General features: G+C 72.2%; 18 protein-coding genes. 8 read left to right on the top strand and 10 right to left on the bottom strand.

The annotated features are described in order from the left end of the window. Positions 1-60 precede the first annotated feature (60 nt). Positions 61-1,104, top strand: a complete 1,044-nt coding sequence (locus FLL47_RS33715) for a glutathione S-transferase family protein (RefSeq protein WP_144126682.1) — start codon at positions 61-63, stop codon at positions 1,102-1,104. Positions 1,105-1,140: 36 nt separating this feature from the next. Here FLL47_RS33715 and FLL47_RS33710 read toward each other — a convergent pair whose 3' ends face one another. The 6 genes from FLL47_RS33710 to FLL47_RS33685 form a co-directional block, all read right to left on the bottom strand. Beyond that, positions 1,141-2,001, bottom strand: coding sequence for an NAD(P)H-hydrate dehydratase (locus FLL47_RS33710; protein ID WP_144126681.1), 861 nt, complete (start codon positions 1,999-2,001; stop codon positions 1,141-1,143). Next, entirely contained in the window at positions 1,985-2,707 is a 723-nt protein-coding gene (locus FLL47_RS33705) for a histidine phosphatase family protein (protein WP_144126680.1), read from the bottom strand. Before FLL47_RS33705 ends, FLL47_RS33710 begins: the two co-directional genes overlap by 17 nt. A gap of 147 nt (positions 2,708-2,854) precedes the next feature. Further along, on the bottom strand, positions 2,855-3,643 hold the full coding sequence (locus FLL47_RS33700) for an SDR family NAD(P)-dependent oxidoreductase (protein ID WP_222106312.1): 789 nt from the start codon (positions 3,641-3,643) through the stop codon (positions 2,855-2,857). A 104-nt stretch (positions 3,644-3,747) separates the two neighbouring features. After that, entirely contained in the window at positions 3,748-5,181 is a 1,434-nt protein-coding gene (locus tag FLL47_RS33695; RefSeq protein WP_222106311.1) for a uracil-xanthine permease family protein, read from the bottom strand. 255 nt (positions 5,182-5,436) lie between these two features. Beyond that, positions 5,437-7,179, bottom strand: a complete 1,743-nt coding sequence (locus tag FLL47_RS33690; protein ID WP_144126678.1) for a putative bifunctional diguanylate cyclase/phosphodiesterase — start codon at positions 7,177-7,179, stop codon at positions 5,437-5,439. Positions 7,180-7,410: 231 nt separating this feature from the next. Beyond that, entirely contained in the window at positions 7,411-10,050 is a 2,640-nt protein-coding gene (locus tag FLL47_RS33685; protein WP_186316063.1) for a discoidin domain-containing protein, read from the bottom strand. Positions 10,051-10,542: 492 nt separating this feature from the next. Between FLL47_RS33685 and FLL47_RS33680 the strand changes: the two genes are divergently transcribed. Continuing rightward, entirely contained in the window at positions 10,543-11,403 is an 861-nt protein-coding gene (locus FLL47_RS33680) for an MEDS domain-containing protein (protein ID WP_144126677.1), read from the top strand. Beyond that, a complete protein-coding gene (locus FLL47_RS33675; protein WP_144126676.1) occupies positions 11,400-11,831 on the top strand; it encodes an ATP-binding protein in 432 nt (143 codons plus the stop codon). Before FLL47_RS33680 ends, FLL47_RS33675 begins: the two co-directional genes overlap by 4 nt. 6 nt (positions 11,832-11,837) lie before the next feature. Here FLL47_RS33675 and FLL47_RS33670 read toward each other — a convergent pair whose 3' ends face one another. After that, on the bottom strand, positions 11,838-12,509 hold the full coding sequence (locus FLL47_RS33670; RefSeq protein WP_425457786.1) for a response regulator: 672 nt from the start codon (positions 12,507-12,509) through the stop codon (positions 11,838-11,840). Further along, positions 12,488-13,729 (bottom strand): sensor histidine kinase, encoded by a 1,242-nt coding sequence (locus FLL47_RS33665; protein ID WP_144126675.1) that lies wholly within the window; start codon positions 13,727-13,729, stop codon positions 12,488-12,490. The genes FLL47_RS33670 and FLL47_RS33665 overlap by 22 nt, the downstream gene beginning before the upstream one ends. 133 nt (positions 13,730-13,862) lie before the next feature. On the opposite strand from FLL47_RS33665, the gene FLL47_RS33660 reads away from it, so the two are divergent. Beyond that, positions 13,863-14,765 (top strand): ABC transporter ATP-binding protein, encoded by a 903-nt coding sequence (locus FLL47_RS33660; protein ID WP_144126674.1) that lies wholly within the window; start codon positions 13,863-13,865, stop codon positions 14,763-14,765. Then, positions 14,762-15,541 (top strand): ABC transporter permease, encoded by a 780-nt coding sequence (locus tag FLL47_RS33655; RefSeq protein WP_144126673.1) that lies wholly within the window; start codon positions 14,762-14,764, stop codon positions 15,539-15,541. The genes FLL47_RS33660 and FLL47_RS33655 overlap by 4 nt, the downstream gene beginning before the upstream one ends. A 173-nt stretch (positions 15,542-15,714) precedes the next feature. Here the strand turns inward: FLL47_RS33655 and FLL47_RS33650 are convergent, their stop codons facing one another. Further along, complete coding sequence (locus FLL47_RS33650; RefSeq protein WP_144126672.1) at positions 15,715-16,590, bottom strand: CE1 family esterase; 876 nt, start codon at positions 16,588-16,590, stop codon at positions 15,715-15,717. A 55-nt stretch (positions 16,591-16,645) separates the two neighbouring features. Here FLL47_RS33650 and FLL47_RS33645 point away from each other — a divergent pair, with 55 nt between their 5' ends. Together FLL47_RS33645 and FLL47_RS33640 are read left to right on the top strand one after the other, a co-directional pair. Further along, positions 16,646-17,257 carry a PadR family transcriptional regulator gene (locus FLL47_RS33645; protein ID WP_144126671.1) on the top strand — a complete coding sequence of 204 codons (612 nt, stop codon included), beginning with the start codon at positions 16,646-16,648 and terminating at the stop codon, positions 17,255-17,257. Positions 17,258-17,366: 109 nt separating this feature from the next. After that, positions 17,367-18,554, top strand: coding sequence for an RtcB family protein (locus FLL47_RS33640; protein WP_144126670.1), 1,188 nt, complete (start codon positions 17,367-17,369; stop codon positions 18,552-18,554). A gap of 147 nt (positions 18,555-18,701) precedes the next feature. Here FLL47_RS33640 and FLL47_RS33635 read toward each other — a convergent pair whose 3' ends face one another. Beyond that, positions 18,702-19,409 carry a hypothetical protein gene (locus FLL47_RS33635; RefSeq protein ID WP_144126669.1) on the bottom strand — a complete coding sequence of 236 codons (708 nt, stop codon included), beginning with the start codon at positions 19,407-19,409 and terminating at the stop codon, positions 18,702-18,704. Between the two features lie 397 nt (positions 19,410-19,806). Here FLL47_RS33635 and FLL47_RS33630 point away from each other — a divergent pair, with 397 nt between their 5' ends. Next, a complete protein-coding gene (locus tag FLL47_RS33630) occupies positions 19,807-20,943 on the top strand; it encodes a DUF3103 family protein (RefSeq protein ID WP_144126668.1) in 1,137 nt (378 codons plus the stop codon). The last annotated feature ends 39 nt before the right edge of the window (positions 20,944-20,982 follow it).

The following is a 20,982-nucleotide window of genomic DNA, read 5'->3' as shown; positions in this document are numbered from 1 at the left end:
ATGCTGCGTCCGTCCAGTATGGACTAATCTTGCGCGCCACGACCGGGCATCATTGTCGGCATGACCGACACCGCGACGGACGCCACCACCTCCGATGAGCAGGGCCGCTACGTCAACCCCGGCGGCGAGTTCACCCGCGACCAGCGCTACATCGCGACGCGGATCACCGCCGACGGCCGCGAGGGCTACCCCGTCGAGCCCGGCCGCTACCGGCTCGTCGTCAGCCGGGCCTGCCCCTGGGCGAGCCGGGCGGTGATCGTACGCCGGCTGCTCGGGCTGGAGCAGGCGCTGCCGATGGCGGTCGCCGGGCCGACCCACGACGCGCGCAGCTGGACGTTCGACCTGGACCCCGGCGGCCGGGACCCGGTGCTGGGCATCGAGCGGCTGCAGGACGCCTACTTCGCGCGCTTCCCCGGTTACGAGCGCGGCATCACCGTGCCCGCGATCGTGGACGTCAGCACCGGCAAGGTGGTGACCAACGACTACGCCCAGATGACGATCGACCTGTCGCTGGAGTGGACCGCCCACCACCGGCCCGGCGCGCCCGACCTTTACCCGGCCGCGCTGCGCGGCGAGATCGACGAGGTGAACGCGCTGGTGTTCCGGGACGTCAACAACGGCGTCTACCAGTGCGGCTTCGCCGGGTCGCAGCGGGCGTACGAGGCCGCGTACCGGCGGCTGTTCGCGCGGCTCGACGCCCTGTCGCAGCTGCTGGACAGGCAGCGCTACCTGGTCGGCGACACGATCACCGAGGCCGACGTGCGGCTGTTCACCACGCTGGTGCGCTTCGACGCGGTGTACCACGGGCATTTCAAGTGCAACCGGCAGAAGCTGACCGAGATGCCGGTGCTGTGGGCGTACGCCCGTGATCTGTTCGCCACGCCGGGGTTCGGTGACACCGTCGACTTCGGGCACATCAAGTCGCATTACTACGAGGTGCACCGCGACATCAACCCGACCGGGATCGTGCCCGCCGGGCCGGACCTGTCCGGCTGGCTCACCCCGCACGGGCGCGAGGAGCTGGGCGGCCGCCCGTTCGGCGACGGAACTCCGCCCGGCCCGGTGACACCCGGCGAGACGGTGCCGGACCTCGCGTCGGCCTAGGTGTGCTGGGCCGTGGCCTGCGCAGGCCACGGCCGGTCACACCGCGGCCAGCACCGCGGGGATCTCGTCGGCGATCTCCCGGGCCAGGAATCCGATCCGCCCGAACCGGGGAGCCAGCCGCTGCGCGCTGCCGGCGTGGGCGTACGCCGCCCAGCACGCCGCCTGCGCCGGCTCCGCGCCCCGGCACAGCAGGCCCGTGACGACGCCGGCGCGCACGTCCCCGCTGCCGGAGGTGCCCAGGCCGCTGCCGCCGGTCTGCTCCCACCAGGTCCGGCCGTCCGGGTCGGCTACCCGCCCGAACAGCGACACCGCGGCCCGGTAGCGCTGCGCGATGCGGACCGCGACGTCCATCAGATCCCCGTCGAGATCGCCGCCGAGCAGGTACCTGGCCTCGTCGATGTTGGGGGTCAGCACGTACCGGCCGGGCCGGTCCGCGGTGAGCGACGGGTCCTTGCTGAGCGCGCCCAGGGCGTAGGCGTCCAGCACCACGGTGGTGTCCGGGCGGGTCGCCGCGAGCACGTGCCGCAGCACGGCGGCGGCATGGTCGATGTCGCCCAGTCCAGGCCCGACGGCGACGGCCGACGCCTGCCCGGCCAGCTCGGCCAGACGGTCGGGCAGGGCGCGGCCGGTGCCCGGCTCGGGCAGGTCGAGCACCAGCGCCTCGGGCACCTGGATGCTGAGCGCCGTGGCGGTCGACTCCGCCACCGCGAGCTGGAGCACCCCCGCCCCGGCTCGCAACGCGGCGACCCCGGCCAGCAGCACCGCGCCGGGCGTGTGCCGGGAGCCGCCGACGATCAGTGCCGTGCCGCGGCTGTCCTTGGCCCCGGCGACCTCGGGCAGCGGCCAGTCACGCAGCAGCTGCACGGTCACGATGGTGGGTTCAGACCGGTTCGGCACGCAGCCCTTCCTCTCGGGTCGGCGTGGTGTCCCGGGCCCGCAGGTGGGCGACGTCGTTGAACACCTGCGGCGTCAGGCGGCCGTCGCCGTCGCGCGCCCACACGCTGACCGAGGTGTTCACGATCGCCTCGGCCCGGCTCAGGTCCAGCAGCCGCTGCTCGTCCAGGTCTTCGACGAGGTAACGAATGATCTGCACGACCACGTCGTGGGTGACCAGCAGCACCCGCCGTCCGCCGTGGTCCCGGCGCAGGTCGGACAGCAGCATCCGGATCCGCAGCGCCACGTCCGCCCACGACTCGCCGCCCGGCGGCCGGTAGTAGAACTTGCCGAGCCGCTGTCGGCGGTCGGCCTCGGTCGGGTGCAGCTCCTGCACCCCCCGGGCGGTGAGCAGGTCGAGGATGCCCAGTTCCCGGTCGCGCAGCCGCTCGTCGTAGCACAACCGCAGGTCCAGTCCCTCGGTCATGGCCTTGGCCGTTTCCGCGGTACGCAGATAGGGCGAGACCAGCACCAGGTCGGGCACCGGCAGACCGGCCAGCCACCCGCGAGTCGCGGCGGCCTGTTCCCGGCCCAGGTCCGACAGGGGCACGTCCGGGTCCCGCGGGGCGAGGTCCAGCCGCTGTGCCCCGGAGCCCTCCGCGAGCAGGGCGGCGACGTTGCCCACGCTCTCGGCATGGCGCACGGCGCCCAGCCACTCCAGTTCGCCCATGTCTCCCCCTGTCTGCGTGGATCTTCGCGGCGTGGCCCGGTTCACCGGCCGGGCAGCGGACCGTCTCCGGAACCTGGCTGGTCAGGATTCATGGGCGTGAGGTACCCGTGCGACCGCCGTTGACACCTGCCGGACGGACGAAAGCGCTCAGGGCAGGATCGCGTCGACGTATCCGCCGTCGACCCGCAGCGCGCCGCCGGTCGTCGCGGAGGCCTGGTCGGAGCACAGGTAGGCGACCATGTTCGCGATCTCCTCCGGCTCGATCAGCCGCTGGATCAGCGAGTACGGCCGGTGCTCGCGCATGAAGCGCCGCTGCGCCTCGTCCCACGGCGCGTCCGCCCCGACCAGCTGCCTGACGAAGGTCTCCACGCCCTGCGTGTGGGTGGGCCCGGCGATCACGGAGTTGACGGTCACCCCGGTGCCCGCCGCCGCCTTGGCGTAGCCGCGGGTGACCGCGAGCAGCGCCGTCTTGGTGACGCCGTAGTGCACCATCTCGACCGGCGTGACGACCGCGGAGTCGCTGGCGATGCACTGCACCCGCCCCCAGCCCCGGTCCATCATGCCGGGCAGGTAGGTCCGGATGAGACGCACCGCCGAGAGCACGTTGACCTCGAAGAAGCGCCGCCACTCGGCATCGTCGACCTCCAGCACCGGCTTCGCGTCGAAGATGCCGAGGTTGTTGACGAGAATGTCGAGCTGCGGCACCGCGTCGAGCATGGCGGCCGCGCCCTCGGCGGTGGCCAGGTCGGCGGCGACCGCGGTGGCCGTCGCGTCCGGCACGGCGGCGCGCAGGCGGGCCGCCGCGGCCTCGGTCGACGCGCCGCGGCCGTTGACCACCACGTGCGCACCGCAGCGCGCCAGGCGCTCGGCGATCGCGTACCCGATGCCCTGGGTCGAGCCGGACACGAGCGCGGCGCGTCCGGAAAGGTCGATCATCACCGGTCCATCATCGCAGCGCCGCGGCCCCTCCAGGGCACATCCGCCAGTTGGCACCCCGGGCGCGGTGTCGGCGGACAGCCGCCCGCGCCGGGTGAGCGGGCTCAGGCGTCGGCGGCGCCGCGCTGCTCGGCCGGCGACAGCCCGACACCGGGGCAGGGCCGCTCCAGGCTCTGCTGCTCGCGCAGGTGTGCCGGGGCCAGCCAGCGGGCCAGGTGGTAACCGGCGATGGTGACGATGGTGCCCAGTGCGATGCCGCTTAGCTGGAACGTCGGGCTGAACACCAGCGAGGTGTCGCCGATCGCGATGATGATGCCCGCGGCCAGCGGGACGAGGTTGATCGGGTTGCCGAAGTCGACCCCGTTCTCCTTCCAGATCTTCGCGCCGAGCAGGCCGATCATGCCGTACAGCACGACGGTGATGCCGCCGAGCACGCCGCCCGGGGTCGCCGAGATGACCGCGCCGAACTTCGGCGAGAAGCCGAACACGATCGCCACGATCGCCGCGATGAAGTACGCCGCCGTGGAGTAGATCCGCGTCGCCGCCATCACCCCGATGTTCTCCGCGTACGTGGTGGTCGGCGAGCCGCCCACGGAGCTGGCCAGCACGGTGGCGACGCCGTCGGCCCCGATGGCCTTGCCCATCACCGGGTTGAGGTCGCGGCCGGTCATCTCGGCGACCGCCTTGACGTGCCCGGCGTTCTCCGCGATCAGCGCGACCACCGCGGGCAGCACCAGCAGGATGAACGCGAACGAGAAGGCGGGAGCGTGCCAGCCGGCGACCTCGTTGCCGTCGGCGCCGGTGGTGGTGTGCGGCGGGAAGCCGACCCAGGGCGCGGCGGCCACGCCCGACCAGTCGACCCGCTCGTGCGTGGTCGGCGCGCTCGCGCCGGGCAGCAGCGAGGTGATCGGGCCGGCGACGCGGTCGAGCAGCCAGGACAGCAGGTATCCGAAGATGAGGCCGAGGAAGATGGCGATGCGGCCCACGAAACCGCGCGCGCCGACGGCGACCACGATGACGAACACCATCGTCACCAGGGCCACCCACTGGTCCTGTGGCCAGTAGACGGACGCGACGACCGGGGCGAGGTTGAAGCCGATCAGCATGACCACCGCACCGGTGACCACGGGCGGCAGCACCGCGTGCAGCACCCGGAAGCCCAGCAGGTGGATGAGCAGGCCGACGAGCGCGAGCACCAGACCGGCCACCAGGATCGCGCCGGTGACCTGTGCGGAGTCGCCGCCCTGGGCCCGGATCGCGGCGACGGCGCTGACGAACGACGCCGAGGTGCCCAGGTAGCTGGGCACGATGCCCTTGACGATGAGCAGGAAGCAGATGGTGGCGACGCCGCTCATCATGATCGCCAGCTGCGGGTTGAGGCCCATGACGATCGGGAAGACGAACGTCGCCCCGAACATCGCCACCACGTGCTGCGCGCCCAGGCCGGCCATGCGGGGCCAGGACAGCCGCTCGTCGGGCGCGACGACCTGGCCGGGCGGCGGCGTCCTGCCCCCGTAGACCTCACGCCAACCGAACACCGGCCACCTCACGCCCCCCGCTAGCGCCCACTGGATCACCCGCCGTCCGGGTACGCGGCGCGACAGGCTGATCACAGGATGCACCGCGCGGGGTCTGGGGACGGCCGGGCCACGCCGACAGCCGGCCGAGCTGCGGGCACGCTGCACGGACCGGACCACGTTCGCCGGTTCACATCGTTTGAGGTGAGCACGTGAGAAACGATGTGAACCGCGTGAACACACCCTTTCGAGCGGGCGGCGCACTCCGCCGCGATCTCAGGCTGCTCGGTGGGCGGTGCGCGGCAGCTCGGCGGTTTCGCCGGCGAGCAGCCTGGTCAGGGAGGTCAGCGGCATCGGATGCGCGAGGTGGTAGCCCTGGGCGTTGACGACGCCGAGCCGCGCCAGCTCGGACAGCTGCGCGGCGTTCTCGACGCCCTCGGCGGTCACCCGCAGCCCGAGGCCGTGCGCCAGGTCGGTGAGCAGCTTGACGACCGCGTGGTCCCGCGGGTTGTGCAGCATCCCGGACACGAACGCCCGGTCGATCTTGATGCCGTGGATGGTGAGCGTCGACAGGTAGCGCAGGTTCGTCGAGCCCGCGCCCATGTCGTCGAGGGTCAGCCATACGCCGAGCGCGATCAGCCGCTCCAGGCGCGGCCCGGCATCGGCGAGGGTCTGCAGGTCCGCGTCCTCGGGCAGCTCCAGCCGCAGCCGTGACGCGGGCAGTCCGGTCTCGGCCAGTGTCTGCACGACCGTCTCGTCGAACGGACCGGCCAGGGTCGGTGCGGACAGGTTCACGTTGACCCAGCTCGGAGCCCGCTCGCCCAGCGCCTCGTCCATCCCGACCAGATCCGCGCAGGCGCGGCGCAGCACCCAGCGGTCCAGCGCGGGCAGATGCCCCGCGCGGCGTGCTCCGGGCAGGAACCGGCCCGGCGGCAGCAGGCCCAGGGTCGGGTGCTGCCAGCGCACCAGCGCCTCCACCGAGGCCACCGAGCGGTCGCTGACCCGCACGATGGGCTGGTAGAACACGCGCAGCTCGCCGTGCTCGACCGCCTGCGCGACGGTCCGGTCGACGAGGTCGACGTCGCCGGCCAGCCCCGCCTCCACCCCGATGGCCAACTCGACCTGGTTGCCACCGGCCTGCTTTGCCCGGTACATCGCCATGTCCGCCTCGCTGGCCAGCGTCTGCGGGTCGGATCGCTTGCCGGACACGGCCACCCCGATGCTGGCGTACGGGTGCAGTGCGGGGTCGTGGCGGCCGTCTCGGGCCGAGACCGCCAGCAGGCACCGGCGGCCGAGTTCCAGGGCCGCCTCTTCGGCCTGAGCGCCCCGCCGCACCCGGGCGAGCACGGCGAACTCGTCGCCGCCGAGCCGGGCCGCGATCTCCCCCGGTCGCAGCGCGTCGCGCAGCTGGCGGGCCACGACGGTCAGCACCGCGTCGCCGGCCTGGTGGCCGTGCGAGTCGTTGATGCGCTTCATGCCGTCGATGTCGACGAACGCCACCGCGACCCGGTCGCCGTCGGTGCCGGCGTCGGCGCACGCCGCCGCCAGCAGGTCGAGGAAGTGCGCCCGGTTGGCCAGCCCGGTGAGGTCGTCGCGCACCGCGCGGTCGGCGAACTGGGTCGCGAGCGCATCGAACAGGTGCGCGGCCGACACGGTGCCCATCCGGCCGCCGTCGAGGTCCACGACCAGGTCGTCGTACCGGTGCTCGACGGGCCGGGTGCGCAGCAGGTGCGACGCGGACACCACCGTCGTAGCGCCCGGCAGCCGCAAGGGCGTCCAGTCGGCGACCGCGGAAACCGGACGTTGCCGCCACAGCAGTCGTCCGTACCCGAAAGGACCCGACATGGACTGATCGAACCGGCCGCGCATGACCAGGCCCAGCCGGTCGCCATCGGCGACGATCACCGCCAGCAGGTCGCACCGCGCCCGGAAGGTCGACTCCAGCGATTCGCACGAGGTGTCCGCGTCCACCACCAGCGCAGGACGTGCCAACGTCCCGATGTCCCCCGAGACCGTCACTCCGTCACCTCCGCGTGTCCGGACAGCCGACCCACCGAAGGTTAGCCACGACCTGCATAAACATCCAGGTCCGTCGGTGTTGTTCCCCGGGCGCGCGGATCCGCTCGTCCTGCGGTACGCCGAAGGGCCGCCGGGCGCGCGGATCCGCTCGTCCGGCGGTACGCCGAAGGGCCGACCCGGCACACCGGCCGGGTCGGCCCTCGATCATTCAGCTAGCAGCGCACCACCCTGTCACGGGTAGTTGGTGACGGTGCTCGGCACGGTGGCCGTGCCCTGCGCGGGACCGCCGGTGGTGTTGATGACGTTGTCGATCACACCGTTGCCGCCCAGCGACACCGTGGAGATGCTGTGGAACTTGACGTTGGGGTTGTTCGGCGTCTCGATGCCTCTCGCGGCGTGGATCGTCGGATCCACGTTGAAGTAGCAGTAGACGCCGAGACCCCAGGCCTCATGGCTGGTCACCGTATCGGCCACCTTGTACGCGGCGTAGCCTCTGGTGGCCCCGTTCATGTAGGCCGCCTGGTTCGGCGGGTCGTACGGCAGCTCGTTCTGGAAGAAGATCGTCCGGCCGCCCTGGCCGTTCCAGATCACGTTGTACTTCTGGTAGTGCTCGACGAACAGACCCGTCGCCAGCACGTTGTTGCCGTTGACGATGACGCCATAGTCGGCCGTGTTGACGGTCCAGCCGATGCCCGCGCCGTGGTCGCCGCGCCACGCCCAGATGTGATCGACGATCACGTTGTTGCTGTTCACCAGCAGGCTGGTGGTGGCCTTGCCGGCGTGCGCGCCGCCGATCCGGAAGAACACGTCCGAGATCGACGTCGGGTTGCCGGCGTGGCTGGCCGACGACCCGTTCGGGCCGAGCTGCAGCAGCACCGGCGAGTTGGTCGCACCGGCGTCGAACAGGATGCCGCCGATCTTCACGCCGTCCACGTCGGCGACGGACATCGGGATGACCCCGTTGTCCGGGATGATCGTCGCGTAGCCGAGACCCAGCACCACGGTGTCGGGGCGGTTGACGTTGATCGTGCCGTTGACGTGGTAGATGCCCGGCGTGAACAGCAGGTGCAGGCCCTGGGCCAGCGCCTGGTTGATGCGCGCCGCGCTGTCGCCCGGCTTGGCCACGTAGAACGAGCTCAGCGGCAGCGACGTGCCGGGCGTGGAGCCGCCCGCCCAGGTGGTGCCGGAGGCGTTGTTGCGCAGCGACGGGACGAAGACCCGGTAGTTGCCGCCGCCGTCGATGTACAGGTACGGCTTCTCCCGGCTCTGCGGGGTGTTGGCCAGCGTGGTGTAGACCGGGTTCGGGAAGCCGTTCGCCGGCGCGCCTTGCACGCCCGAGAACACCATGTTCCATACGCCGTTGACCCAGCCGCCGATCTGGCTGTCCCGGGTGTACCACTGCTGCTGCGAGTACGGCCCGACCGCACCGGAGACCCGGCTGTCGGCGATGTAGCCGCCGCTGGCCCAGCCGTAGCCGTTCGGGGCCAGGTTCAGGTCGCCGTGGATGTCCATCCGCCGGAACGGCGCGGCCTGCGAGACGGCCCACCGGGTGAACCCGGCCGACGGGTAGATCGACAGGTTCTCCGCCGAACGCCAGAAGTTCTGCGTGGCGTTGCCCTGGAACCAGCCCGCGTCCACGGTCACGTCACCGTTGATGCGGACGTCGCCGGGGTTCTGGCCGAGACCGATGATCGAGGTGTAGAAGCCGATCTGGGCGTTGAACCCGCTGTAGGTGCCCGGCTTGAACGCCAGCGCGTAGCGCTGCAGGCCGAACTGGTTCGACTCCATCTCGTTGAAGATCGCGTCCACCTGCGACTGGATCGTCGCCCCGGACATGGAAGGGTCGAAGACCTTCACGTTCGGGCCGAGTGAGCCGCCGCCGGGGATCGTGCCGCCGCTGGGGCTGGGCGAGGGCGGTGCGCTGGGGCTGGCGCTGGGCGACGTCGGGGTGCCGGAGCGCACGGCGACCTCCCACAGCGAGTAGCCGTAGCCGGTGGCCCGGGCCGTCATGTAGATCCGCACGTAACGCGCCGAGGCTGACGCGCTGATCGTGGCGGTGCCACCGGTGCCGGTGGTGGTGCTCCAGACCGTGGTCCAGCTGGTCGCATTGGCCGACACCTGGATCTGGTATGCCGTGGCGTAGGCACCCTCCCAGGTCAGGATGATCTGGCAGATCGGGGTGGTGACACCCAGGTCGATTTGCAGCCACTGCGGGTCGGCGAAGGCGCTGGACCAGCGGGTGGTGCCGCTGCCGTCGACGGCCGCGGAGGCCGGCGTGCCGGCGTTCTCGACCGAGGACGCGGTGGCGGGCTTGCCCTGGGCCACGTTCGTGGTGCCGCAGCCGCCGGTGCCGCCGCCGATCTCGCCGTAGACCTGGAACTCCCACAGCGAGTAGCCGTAGCCGGTCGCCCGTGCGGTGCCGTTCACCCGCACGTAGCGACCGGAGCCGGTCACGTTGATCGTCTGCACGCCGCCGGTGCTGGTGGTCGTGCTGTAGACGGTCGTCCAGCTCGTGCCGTTGGCCGAGGTCTGGATCTGATAGGCGGTGGCGTATGCCGCCTCCCAGCGCAGGATGACCTGGCTGAGGGTGGCGGTGGCGCCGAGGTCGACCTGGATCCACTGCGGGTCGCTGGCGGCGCTGGACCAGCGCGTGCCGTTGTTGCCGTCGACCGCGGCCGACGCGGGCGTGCCCGCGTTCTCCACCGACGACGCGGTGACGGGCTTGCCCTGCGACAGCAGGGTCACCGCGGCGTTCGCCGTGCTGTTGCCGGTCACGACCAGGTAGGCCATGAGCATTACGCCGACGACTGCGAGGACGAGGGCGTAGAGGGGTCTGCCGCGGGATACGGCCAGACGGGGGACGGGTTGCATCTCTTCTCCCTGCTAGGGGACTCCGGACGGGGTCGCCCGGCCTGTGCGAACAGGACGGTCGGTGGACGGTAGAGAGCGCTCTCTGAAACAGAGGGTTGTCGTTTGTTCGATACCTGTCAAGGGCGTGTTTCCGCCGTGTGACGCGGAGATCCGTTCAGAAGGTGCCCAGGCAGCGCTTTTGTTGCCGGGCACAGCATTCCGGCGAGTGGGTTGGCACGACCCCATTCCATCGATCTTGGGAGAGCGATTGCCCACGATCATCCTCGACGGGCCCGAACACACCGGCGGCCGACCGCGACGACCGCCGGCCGCTGCCCGGACCGGGCCATGCCCGGCCTGCGGTAACCTGCTGGGCTGGCGTACGCGGCAGGAATGTCCGATCATGTTGCCGGAAGATGTGGCGTCTGTCGCAGAACGGGCACGCCGCCCTGGTTAGGCGCGGTGTTTGCCGGGTAATGACGCCTTGCCACCCGCGCCGAGGAAAGGATCCCCATGGCGGATGCGGTGACCGTTGACGAGATCAATCCGGGCGACCACGCGTGCCTGACGTTCACCGACCCCGATGAGCGGCTGGACCTGGTCGCCGAGTTCGTCGCGGACGGCCTGCACCGCGGGCAGCGGGTCATCTGCTTCACCGACGCGCTGACCCCGGACGAGCTGGCCGAGGAGCTGGCCATGCGTGAGGTCGCCACCGCGGCGGCGATCGGTCGCGGCCAGCTCACGCTGTACACCAGCCAGGACGCCGCAGCCGTGGAGGGCGGCGCGACCGCGGAGCGCATGGTCGCGCTGATCGCGCAGGAGCGCCACCAGGCCGCCCGGCGCGGCATGCCGGGCCTGCGGGTCAGCGCCGACATGTGCTGGGCTGGCCGGCCGATCGCCGTCGACCAGCTGGTCGCCTTCGAGCAGCAGGCGGCGACCCTGTTCACGGACGGGCGGCTGACCGCGATCTGCCAGTACGACCGCGAGACGTTCGACTCGGTGACGCTGGCCTTCGCCACGGACGCGCATCACAAGACGGTCGCGGCGCTCGCCTACCACGACACCCCGCTGCTGCGGATCTGCCGCCAACACCGCCCGGCAGGGGTGCGCATCGCCGGCGAGATGGACTACACCCACCTGCAGCCCTTGCAGCAGGCGCTGACCGAGACGCTGCGGCTCGACGACAACATCCACCTCAACCTGGTCAAACTGCGGTTCATCGACGTCACCGCGGCCACCACGATCGTCAAGGCGGCCGCGGCGCTGCCCGCCGGGCGGCGCATGGTCGTCTCGTGCCCAGCGGCGGTGGCCGTGGTGCTCGACGCGGTCGGCGCCGAACACGTGCCGCAGCTGGTATTGCAGAGGCAGTCATGACCGCCGAAGCCGACCGGTTCCCGGATCCTTCGCCCGCGATGGCGGAGCCGGTCGGGCTCGACACCGTCTTCGTCGCCGACGACCTGTACGCCCTGCGGGCGTCGGTCGCCGCGCACGCGGGCGAATTCGGCCTGGCGGAGCCGGGCCTGGGCCGCCTGCTGGTGGTGGCCACGGAACTGGCCACCAACGCGATCCGGCACGGCGGCGGGCGCGGACGGCTGCGGCTGTGGCGGCAGGACGGCGCGATCTACTGTGAGGTCAGCGACGACGGGCCGGGCATCGCCGACACCGGCAGCGCGGGTATGCAGCAGGTGCCGCTGAGCACCGAGGGCGGCCGCGGCCTGTGGGTCGTGCGCCAGTTCACCGACGAGGTGCGCTTCACGCGCCGCGACCCCGGCATCGTCGTCACCGTCAAGATCCAGCTCTGACCGCGTTCACGGTGTGAGGCCCGTGTCGTGGGCCAGCAGCGCGATCTGCACCCGGTTGTTCAGCTCCAGCTTCGCCAGCAGGCGCGACACGTACGCCTTGACCGTGGCCACGCTCATGTGCAGGAGCGCGCCGATCTCGGCGTTCGACAGGCCCTGCCCGATCGCCGCCGCCACCTCCCGCTCCCGCTCGGTCAGCCGGCCCAGCAGCTGCTGCCCTCGGGCCGCGCGGACCCCGGCCGTGCCCGCGGTGACCTGGTCGATGAGCCGGCGGGTGACCGACGGCGACAGCATCGGCTCCCCCGCCGCGACCCGGCGCAGCGCCCGCACCAGCTCCGCGGGCGGCGTGTCCTTGAGCAGGAAGCCGCTGGCCCCGGCCCGCAGCGCCCGCAGCACCTGCTCGTCGGCGTCGAAGGTGGTCAGCACGACCACGTCCGGCGCGTCCGGGCGGCGGCGCAGCTGCTCGGTGGCGGTGAGCCCGTCCAGGCGCGGCATGCGGATGTCCATCAGCACGATGTCCGGTGCGTGCGCGGCCACCGCCGCGGGCACCTCGGTGCCGTCGGCTGCCTCGCCGACGACCCGCAGGTCGTCCAGCCCGGCCAGCATCATCGACAGGCCCGCGCGCACCAGCGGATCGTCGTCGACGATCAGCAGCCGGATCACGCCGGCCACGGCTGCCAGGTCCACAGCCGGAAGTCGCCCGCCGGGGTTCGTCCGTGCTCGATCCGCCCACCGGCCAGCGACACCCGCTCGGCGAGGCCGACCAGGCCGGTGCCGGTGCCCGGGATGTCGGAGGCGGGGGTGCCCGCGCCACCCAGCGGCGCCCGGCTGAGCACTTCGACGGTGAGGCCGCGTTCGGGTTCACCCGCGACCGCCACCTGCACGGCGGCCCCGGGGGCGTGCTTGCGGGCGTTGGTCAGCCCCTCCTGCACCACGCGGTAGGCGGTCCGCCCGGCGTGCGCGGGGAGCTCGGCCGGATCGGGCAGCAGCTGTGTCAGCCGCACCCGCATCCCCGCCGACAGCGATTCGGCGACCAGCTCGGGCAGGTCGGAAAGGGTGGGCTGGGGTCGTTGGGGCTCGTCCACGGACTCGTCGGGCGCCCGGAGCACGCCGATGACCGCGCGCAGGTCCTGCAGGGCCTGGTGGGCGCTGTCACGGATGACGCCCGCTGCGCGCGCGATCTCCTCGGGCGAGGCGTCCGGCCGGAACTCCAGCGCCCCCGCGTGCAGGCTGAGCAGCGAGATCCGATGCGCCAGCACGTCGTGCATCTCCCTCGCGATGCGGGTGCGCTCCAGCTGGCGGGCCTGTGCCATGCGCAGCTCCTGCTCCGCCTCGGCGCGCACGGCCCGCTCCCGCAGCGAGTGCACCAGCTGCCGCCGTGCCCCGACCACCAGCGCCCACGCGGTGATCACCGCGAGCAACAACCAGGTCCACGCCACCGAGGGCCAGAACGACAGCTCCCGGTCCGGATACAGGTGCAGGTACGGCAGCGACAGCACGGCATGGGTCGCGCTGACCGCCAGCACCGCGCCCAGCCGCCCCCGCGCGCCGAGTGTGATCAGGGCGACCACGGCTGCCCCGCCCGACAGCGGCGAGAAGGCACCGGCCACCGCCGTCGCCACCGCCAGCGCGAGCGGGAAACGGCGCCGCCAGAACAGGGCGACGCACAGCACCCCGCCGGCGACCAGATCGGCGAACCGGATCAGTTCGGGCACCACGCCCTCGGCTGCCTCCAGGTCGTACAAGGACAGCCCGATGAGCACCGCGGTGACGAAGCAGCCGACGTCCACCGCCCAGTCCCGGGCGGTGCGCCGCCGCGCGACGCCGTCCGGGTGCAGGTCGCCCGGCAGCAGCTGACGCAGCAGGCGCGCGGGGTGGGCGGGGGTGGCGGCGGTCGTCATGGTGGCTCCCAGGGTACGTGCGGCCTGGTCGGGCGGGTACCGACTTTGGTCTACGCCTGCCGTCGACCAAAGTCCGCGATCGTCGCCCTGCGGCCGCTGCGCACCGGGTCGCGCGCCCGCCAGGCTGGTACGCATGATCGAAGTCGCGCATCTCACCAAGCGCTACGGCGCGCAGACGGCCGTCGACGACGTGTCGTTCCGCTGCACGCCCGGCACCGTCACCGGCTTCCTCGGCCCGAACGGGGCCGGCAAGTCCACCACCATGCGGATGATCTGCGGTCTCACCCCGCCCACCGGCGGCCACGCCACCGTCGCCGGCCGGCCCTACCGGCAGCTGCCGAACCCGGGCCGCGAGGTCGGCATCCTGCTGGACGCCTCCGCCCAGCACCCGGGCCGCACCGGCCGGGAGACGCTCACCCTGGCCGCGAAGCTGCTCCGGGTGCCCACCAGCCGGGTCGGCGAGCTGCTGGCGCGGGTCGACCTGCCCGCCGCGGCCGCGCGCAAGCGGGTCGGCGACTACTCCCTGGGCATGCGCCAGCGCCTCGGCCTGGCCCAGGCCCTGCTCGGCGAGCCCCGGGCGCTGATCCTCGACGAGCCCGCCAACGGCCTGGACCCCGAGGGCATCTTCTGGATGCGCGGCCTGCTGCGCGACTTCGCCGACCGTGGCGGCACGGTCCTGCTCTCCTCGCACCTGCTGCGCGAGGTCGAGGCGGTCGCCGACCGGCTCGTCATGATCGGTAACGGGCGGGTGGTCGCCCAGGGCGCCAAGGACGAGCTGCTCTCCGGCGCCGGGATGCGGGTACGCGCCCTCGACCCCGCCGCACTGCGCGCCGCGCTCGCCGCGGCCGGGCTGGCCACGGCCCCCGCCGACGGTGGCGCGGTCCTCGTCGACGCCGCGGCCGAGGCCGTCGGCCGGGCCGCCGCCGCCGCGGGCGTGGTGCTGCTGGAGCTGCAGCCCGGCCGGGCCCGCGGCCTGGAGGAGATGTTCCTCAGCCTCACCAACGGCACCACCGCCCCCGAAGGGACCGCCCGATGACCGTCACCGCCCCCGTCCGCGACACTGCCGCCGTGGCGACCCCGTCCTTCTCCCCCATCCCGCTGTGGCGGCTGACCGCCGTCGAGCTGCGCAAGATGGCCGACACCCGATCCGGCGCCTGGCTGCTGGCGATCGTCGGACTGCTCGCCGCAGCCGTCGTCACGGTGCTGTCGCTCACCGCCGACGCTCCCGAGTTCGACTTCGTGGGCCTGCTGGGGCCGACCGTGCTGCCCGCGGCGGTGCTGCTGCCGGTGCTCGGCGTGCTGTCGGTCACCAGCGAGTGGTCCCAGCGCACCACGCTCACCACGTACGCGCTGGTGCCGCGGCGGATACGGGTCGCGGCGGCGAAGGTGCTCGCGGCGCTGGCACTGGCGGTGCTGGCGTACGCCGCCTGCCTGGCCGCGACCGCGGCGGCGCTGCCGTTCGCGGGCGGGTCCGACCCGTGGCACCTGCCCGCGGCGGCGCTGGGCAAGGCGGGCCTGTTCCTGGTCGTCAACGTGCTGCTCGGCGTGGCCTTCGGCATGCTGCTGCTGAACTCGGCACTGGCGATCGTGCTGTACTTCGTGCTGCCGATCGCGTGGAGCATCCTCGGCGAGATGGTCACCGCGCTGGCCCGCCCGGCGCAATGGCTGGACCTGTCGGTCACCTCGGGTCTGCTGCTGGAACCGGTGATGTCCGGGCGCGACTGGGCCCGGCTGGGCACCTCGGTCGCGGTCTGGATCGTGCTGCCGCTGGTGCTCGGCCTGGTCCGGGTCGCCCGCCGCGAAGTCAAGTGAGCTCCGGCCGCGGATGCTCACGGCGACGTGGAAGGCGCTCGACGTCGTCGGCGCATGGCCGGCTCTCCGACTGACCTGACCGCCGAACGCCCGGCCGTGGCGGCTCTGTTGGTGCAGCCGCCACGGCCGGGGCGCGGGCGACGATGCTCGACCCGACCGGGCAGCACGTGCCGTCACGGCAGGCTGTGCCGCGCGAAGTACTCGACGATCACGCTGCTCGCGTCCACCGGGTGCTCCCGCGCGTCGGGCCACTCATGCGCCATCAGCGGCAGCGCGTAGACCACGTGTTCGCCGCCGTTGGCGCAGCGGGACACGCGGCGCTCGGCCTGGCCGCGGGCGTTGGCGATCGGGGTGACCGTCGGCGCGCCGCAGCCCGCGGCCTCCCGCCAGGAGGCGTTGGTCGTGCTCCAGGCGGGCGAGAGCATGTCCTGTCCGCCCTGGAACGTCAGCACCGACACCGGGTTGCCCGTGCCGAGCGGCGCGGTCCACGCGGCCACGGTGTCCATCCGGCCGCTGACCGGCGCGATCGCGGCGAAACGGCCGGGCAGCTCGCGGGCCAGGCGGTAGCTGAATGCGGCACCGGCCGAGAAGCCGGCCACGTAGACCCGTTTGCGGTCGGCGTCCCAGGTGGACACGAGGTGGTCGACGAGCGCGGCGACGAATCCGACGTCTCCGCTGGTGGGATCACCGGCGGTGCCGGGGGTCCACTTGCCTCCCTCGCCCTGCGGGTAGGCGACGAGGAAACCGGCCTTGTCCGCGAGCGGGCTCATGCCGCTCTGCCCCGCCGCGCCGGCGCTGTTGCCGGGCTGCCCGTGCAGCACCAGCACGAGCGGCAGGGACCGCCCCCGCTGGTATCCGGGCGGCGCGTGCAGCGCGTAGTCGCGTTTCACGCCGCCGTGCGCGATCGCGAGGTGGTGGTCGCCGGGTCCGGGCTGGTCCGGCGGCAGGCTGAGGGCCGGGCTCGGGCTCGCCGCGGGCGGCGTCGGCGCGGCGGGGCTACAGGCGGTGAGTACGGTGACGATGCCGAGCAGGGCGAGGACGCGCTTCACGGGAACCCCCTATGTCAGAGTTGACATGTCAGAAGTTACATAGTGAGGAGGCCGCATGGCGGCGGTCGAGGGTGACGATTCGGCAACGACAGCCGGCTCGACGCTGGGCTACGCGCTGCTGTCCCTGCTCACCCGCGGCCCGGCGACCGGTTACCAGCTGACCCAGCAGGTCAAGGCCCCGCTGGGGCATTTCTGGACGGCCCGGCACAGCCAGATCTACCCCGAGCTGGCCCGACTGGCAGCGGCGGGCTGGGTCGACTCCGTCGAGCAGGCAGGGCCGGGCCCCCGGGCGAAGAAGACCTACGCCGTCACCGCGGCAGGGCTGGCCGCCCTGCGCGCGTGGCTCGTGATCCCGCCGACGGCTCAGCCACGTAGCGAGATCACGCTGAAGGCGTACGCCGCCACCAGCGCCGACCCCGCCGCCATGGCCGCCCTGTACGCCGATCTCGCCGACCGGTCGACGCGTGTGCTCGCCGAGTACCAGCAGGACGCGGAGCGTATGCGGGCCGCCGGCCAGGACGAGCCGGCCCATCCCCGGTTCGGCAACTACGCGGTGCTGATGATGGGGATCGAGTCACAGCGCGCCGTACACCGCTGGGCCTGCTGGCTGGCCGCCTGCCTGCGCACCGGCCGTGCCGTGGCCTACGGCGAGCCCACCGCGGACTGACCCGTCACTGGCCGGACCAGCCCGGCGAGCGGGACAATGATATTGAGTGGCCAGACGGCCCCCGGCTCGGCACACTCCTCGTCGGCACCGAAGACGGGGGAACACCGACATGCCATTCCAGACCATCAGCGACACCGCTGCGCCGCTGCGGCTGTGGGCCGATCCCGCGACCGTGGACGGGCGCGCCATGGACCAGCTCCGCAACGTCGCCGCGCTGCCGTGGACGCACGCCGTCGCGGTGATGCCCGACGTGCACGTCGGCATCGGCGCGACGGTGGGTTCGGTCATCGCCATGCGCGGCGCGGTGGCTCCGGCCGCCGTCGGCGTGGACATCGGCTGCGGCATGACCGCGCAGCTCACCTCGCTGCGGGGGCGCGACCTGCCGGACGACCTGGCCAAGCTGCGCTCGGCCATCGAGAAGGCCGTGCCGGTCGGCATGGGCCTGCACCAGCACTCGGTCGACGTGGACCACCTCGCCACCGGCCTGCGCGGCTGGCACCGGTTCTGGACCGACTTCGACGACCTGTCGGCCCAGCACGTGCAGCGCCGCAAGGGCCGGGTGATGCAGCAGCTGGGCACGCTCGGCGGCGGCAACCACTTCATCGAGGTGTGCCTCGACGGCGAGGACCGGGTCTGGCTGATGCTGCACTCGGGCTCCCGCGGGGTGGGCAACGAGCTGGCCCAGTACCACATCGCCAAGGCCAAGGACCTGCCGCACAACGCCGACCTGCCGGACCCGGACCTGGCCGTCTTCGTCGCCGGCGAGCCGACGATGGAGGCGTACCGCCGGGACCTGTTCTGGGCGCAGGACTACGCCCGGCGCAACCGGGCGGTGATGATGGCGCTGCTGCGCGAGGTGGTGCGCAAGCAGTTCAAGAAGGTCGCGTTCGAGCCGGAGATCTCCTGCCACCACAACTACGTGGCCGAGGAGACGCACGACGGGCAGGAGCTGCTGGTCACCCGCAAGGGCGCGATCCGCGCCGGCGCGGGCGACTTCGGCATCATCCCGGGCTCGATGGGCGCGTCGTCGTTCATCGTGCAGGGCCTCGGCTCGGCGGCGGCGCTCCAGTCGGCTTCGCACGGCGCGGGCCGCCGGATGAGCCGCAACGAGGCGCGCCGCCGCTTCAACACCCGCGATCTGGCCGAGCAGACCAAGGGCGTCGAGTGCCGCAAGGACAACGGCGTGGTCGACGAGATCCCCGCCGCCTACAAGGACATCGACGAGGTCATGGCCCAGCAGTCCGACCTGGTCACCGTCGTGGCACGCCTCAAGCAGGTCGTCTGCGTCAAGGGCTGACCGCAGGAAGGGCACTTTCACCGACCAGCGCGAACCCACGAACTGCGGAACTCGCGGTGAAGGGCCCTCAGAAACGTTCTGAGGGCCCTTCACCGGTCGGGCGGGTCGGGCCGGCGAGATGCCGACCCGGCCCTGTGCACGCCTGACTCAGCGCTCGCCCATGGCTGTGGTGTCGGGAGCGGGTTGGTAGTGGCCAGGTAGAACGATGAAAGGCCCGTTGTCGATGATGGGGTACTCGGATTCGCCTGCTTCCAGACAGTCCGCGCTGAGGCCCGGGGCGGGCCCGCGGCCGGTGCAGACCCTTTCGTCCATGGTCACGAAGAGGGTGCTGGTGTGCGTGCCTGGGCGAAGCGGATGAAAGACAGGAGACACGGGTACGACGTAGGGCAGGTCTCGGGTCTCCGGCGGCAGCACATCACCGGGAACCGTCCCGGATTGCAAGACTTCCGGGCCCACCGTGATGGACCGCTCTTTCGCGGTCCCGGCGTCGATCACATAGCGGGCGCTCTTGAAGTTGGTGAGGAAAGCGGTCCGTTCGGTCTCCGTCGCCGTGAGCCAGGGCGGGACGGCCCGGACCCACCGTTCCCCGGCCAGCGCCGTGCGGCAGCCAGGCCCGCCGGGGGGGTCAGGGATATCGTCGGTCGCGGGCGCAGGAGGGCCGATGATGCGTTCGCGGACGTCGTAGCGCTGATTGAGATCCCTCCATTGCTCGCTCCCTCCGAAGAAGATGGGACTGATGCACTGGTGGGTGCGCGGTGGCCGGGCCTCCGCGACGCCGGCCATGAGACCCACGCTCAAGCCCAGCGTCGTCAGGATTGCCCCCGCTTTTGCGGAGCGCAAGACAGCGGTATTCATGGTTTGGTTGACCCCCCGTAGCTCGTACGCTGTTCGTACGTTGGCAAGCCAGTCTGCCCCTGGCCCGATGCGAAGCGTATGCGGAGTGGTAACGAGATCGGCCACCTGACACGCCGCGTTCTCGCAGGTCAAGGCCCATTTGGCGGCCCGTGGATCTCGGCGACGACCAATGCGTCGCAGAAGGCGCCGTGCTCCACGGCGGCCGCCGTATGAGCTACGCGGACAGCACCGCGACCGCGCGGACTTCCGGCCGGCCGCGTGAACACGGGCCGAACTCCTCGCGCACAAGATCGACAGGCCTTGCCATCGCGCGCACGACGATCCAATATGTACCGCATCCATTGAGATACATGAGATCCTGCGCCACGAACGCGGGATCGGATGCGAAGGAGACGTCATGCGCCCATCGCGCCTGCGCCATCTCGTCCTGCCTGCCTGCGTCACGGTGGCCGCCGTGCTCGCAGCGGCTCCGGCCACCGCCCACGTCCCCGAGCAGACCGCCCCTCACCCGGCCACCGCCCCACTCGCGACCGCACCGACCGGGGTGGCGACGGCCCTGGACACGCTCGCCCGTCAGGTCGCCGCCTCGCTGACCGACCCGGCCGCGCGCCGCCCGCTGGTCTCCGCACTGCAGGCAGGCCCCGTCGACCTGTCCACGCTGCGGGCCGACACTGCCCTCACCGCCCAGGTGCGCACCGCCGATCGGGCCGTACGCGCCGCCAAGGGCCTGCCCGAGTCCGCTGGCTCCCTGGTCCGGGCCCGGCTGGCCGCCGGCACCATGTCCGCCGTCCTCACTGCGGGCGCGATCCCGCTGGTCGCCGCCGCACCATCCGACGACGACACGGCGGAGGCGGCGGCGGTCATCTCCTACGAGCCGAGCGGCCGCCGCGTGCTGCTCGACCCGACACGCGTCCCCGCCCGCCCCGTGATCGTCGTCGAGGTGGACGTCGCCAAGGCACTGCCGGCCGGCCTGGACGTCGTCCGGCAGGCGCTCGCCCAGCGGGGCGTCACCGGCGCCGCCGCCCCCGCCGCACGGGCGAGCGGCGGCTACTGGGCCACCAAGCTGAACGCGGTCCGGCTGTCCGACGACCAGGAACCCTGGATCAAGGGCGCGGCCGAGATCTACAGCATCGTCGGCGGCTTCGGGCTCGACGGCACACCCAAGGTCGACATCGTGCAGCTGCCCTACCTGGACAACGACGGCACCACCTACCACCCGAACCAGCTGCTGGTCCACTTCTCCGCCTACAAGTACAACCTCGCCGACGTGGTGATGATGGAGGACGACGGCGACACCAACTACCAGCAGCTCGCCCAGGCGATCGCCGCGGTGCTGCTGACGATCGCCGACGTGGGGGCATACATCCCGCTGGTCGACGCGATCCTGTCGGCCATCCCGTCCTCCTGGTGGACCGACGACCCCGACTACGTCGACTCCTGGTACACGTTGTCCACCGCGAGCAGCGGCCGCCTCAACGGCGCCGCCGCCAACGGGTGGATCGAAATCAGCCCGTACTGGGTGGCCGAGCTCTGAGCACGCCCGGCACAGGCCCGCCGTCGGTGGCGGGCCTGT

Origin of the sequence: Catellatospora sichuanensis (assembly GCF_007483665.1) — a bacterium.
Classification (GTDB): domain Bacteria; phylum Actinomycetota; class Actinomycetes; order Mycobacteriales; family Micromonosporaceae; genus Catellatospora; species Catellatospora sichuanensis.
The sequence above is the reverse complement of the archived record's forward strand: the minus strand, read 5'-3'. Positions and strand labels throughout refer to the sequence as shown.

Excerpts from the sequence above, each read along its gene's own strand:
- FLL47_RS33705 (WP_144126680.1), bottom strand. The coding sequence starts at position 2,707 with ATGGGCGAACTGGAGTGGCTGGGCGCCGTGCGCCATGCCGAGAGCGTG.
- FLL47_RS33630 (WP_144126668.1), top strand. The coding sequence starts at position 19,807 with ATGCGCCCATCGCGCCTGCGCCATCTCGTCCTGCCTGCCTGCGTCACG.
- FLL47_RS33660 (WP_144126674.1), top strand. The coding sequence starts at position 13,863 with ATGATCGAAGTCGCGCATCTCACCAAGCGCTACGGCGCGCAGACGGCC.
- FLL47_RS33675 (WP_144126676.1), top strand. The coding sequence starts at position 11,400 with ATGACCGCCGAAGCCGACCGGTTCCCGGATCCTTCGCCCGCGATGGCG.
- FLL47_RS33700 (WP_222106312.1), bottom strand. The coding sequence starts at position 3,643 with ATGATCGACCTTTCCGGACGCGCCGCGCTCGTGTCCGGCTCGACCCAG.
- FLL47_RS33685 (WP_186316063.1), bottom strand. The coding sequence starts at position 10,050 with ATGCAACCCGTCCCCCGTCTGGCCGTATCCCGCGGCAGACCCCTCTAC.
- FLL47_RS33680 (WP_144126677.1), top strand. The coding sequence starts at position 10,543 with ATGGCGGATGCGGTGACCGTTGACGAGATCAATCCGGGCGACCACGCG.
- FLL47_RS33715 (WP_144126682.1), top strand. The coding sequence starts at position 61 with ATGACCGACACCGCGACGGACGCCACCACCTCCGATGAGCAGGGCCGC.
- FLL47_RS33645 (WP_144126671.1), top strand. The coding sequence starts at position 16,646 with ATGGCGGCGGTCGAGGGTGACGATTCGGCAACGACAGCCGGCTCGACG.
- FLL47_RS33640 (WP_144126670.1), top strand. The coding sequence starts at position 17,367 with ATGCCATTCCAGACCATCAGCGACACCGCTGCGCCGCTGCGGCTGTGG.
- FLL47_RS33635 (WP_144126669.1), bottom strand. The coding sequence starts at position 19,409 with ATGAATACCGCTGTCTTGCGCTCCGCAAAAGCGGGGGCAATCCTGACG.
- FLL47_RS33655 (WP_144126673.1), top strand. The coding sequence starts at position 14,762 with ATGACCGTCACCGCCCCCGTCCGCGACACTGCCGCCGTGGCGACCCCG.
- FLL47_RS33665 (WP_144126675.1), bottom strand. The coding sequence starts at position 13,729 with ATGACGACCGCCGCCACCCCCGCCCACCCCGCGCGCCTGCTGCGTCAG.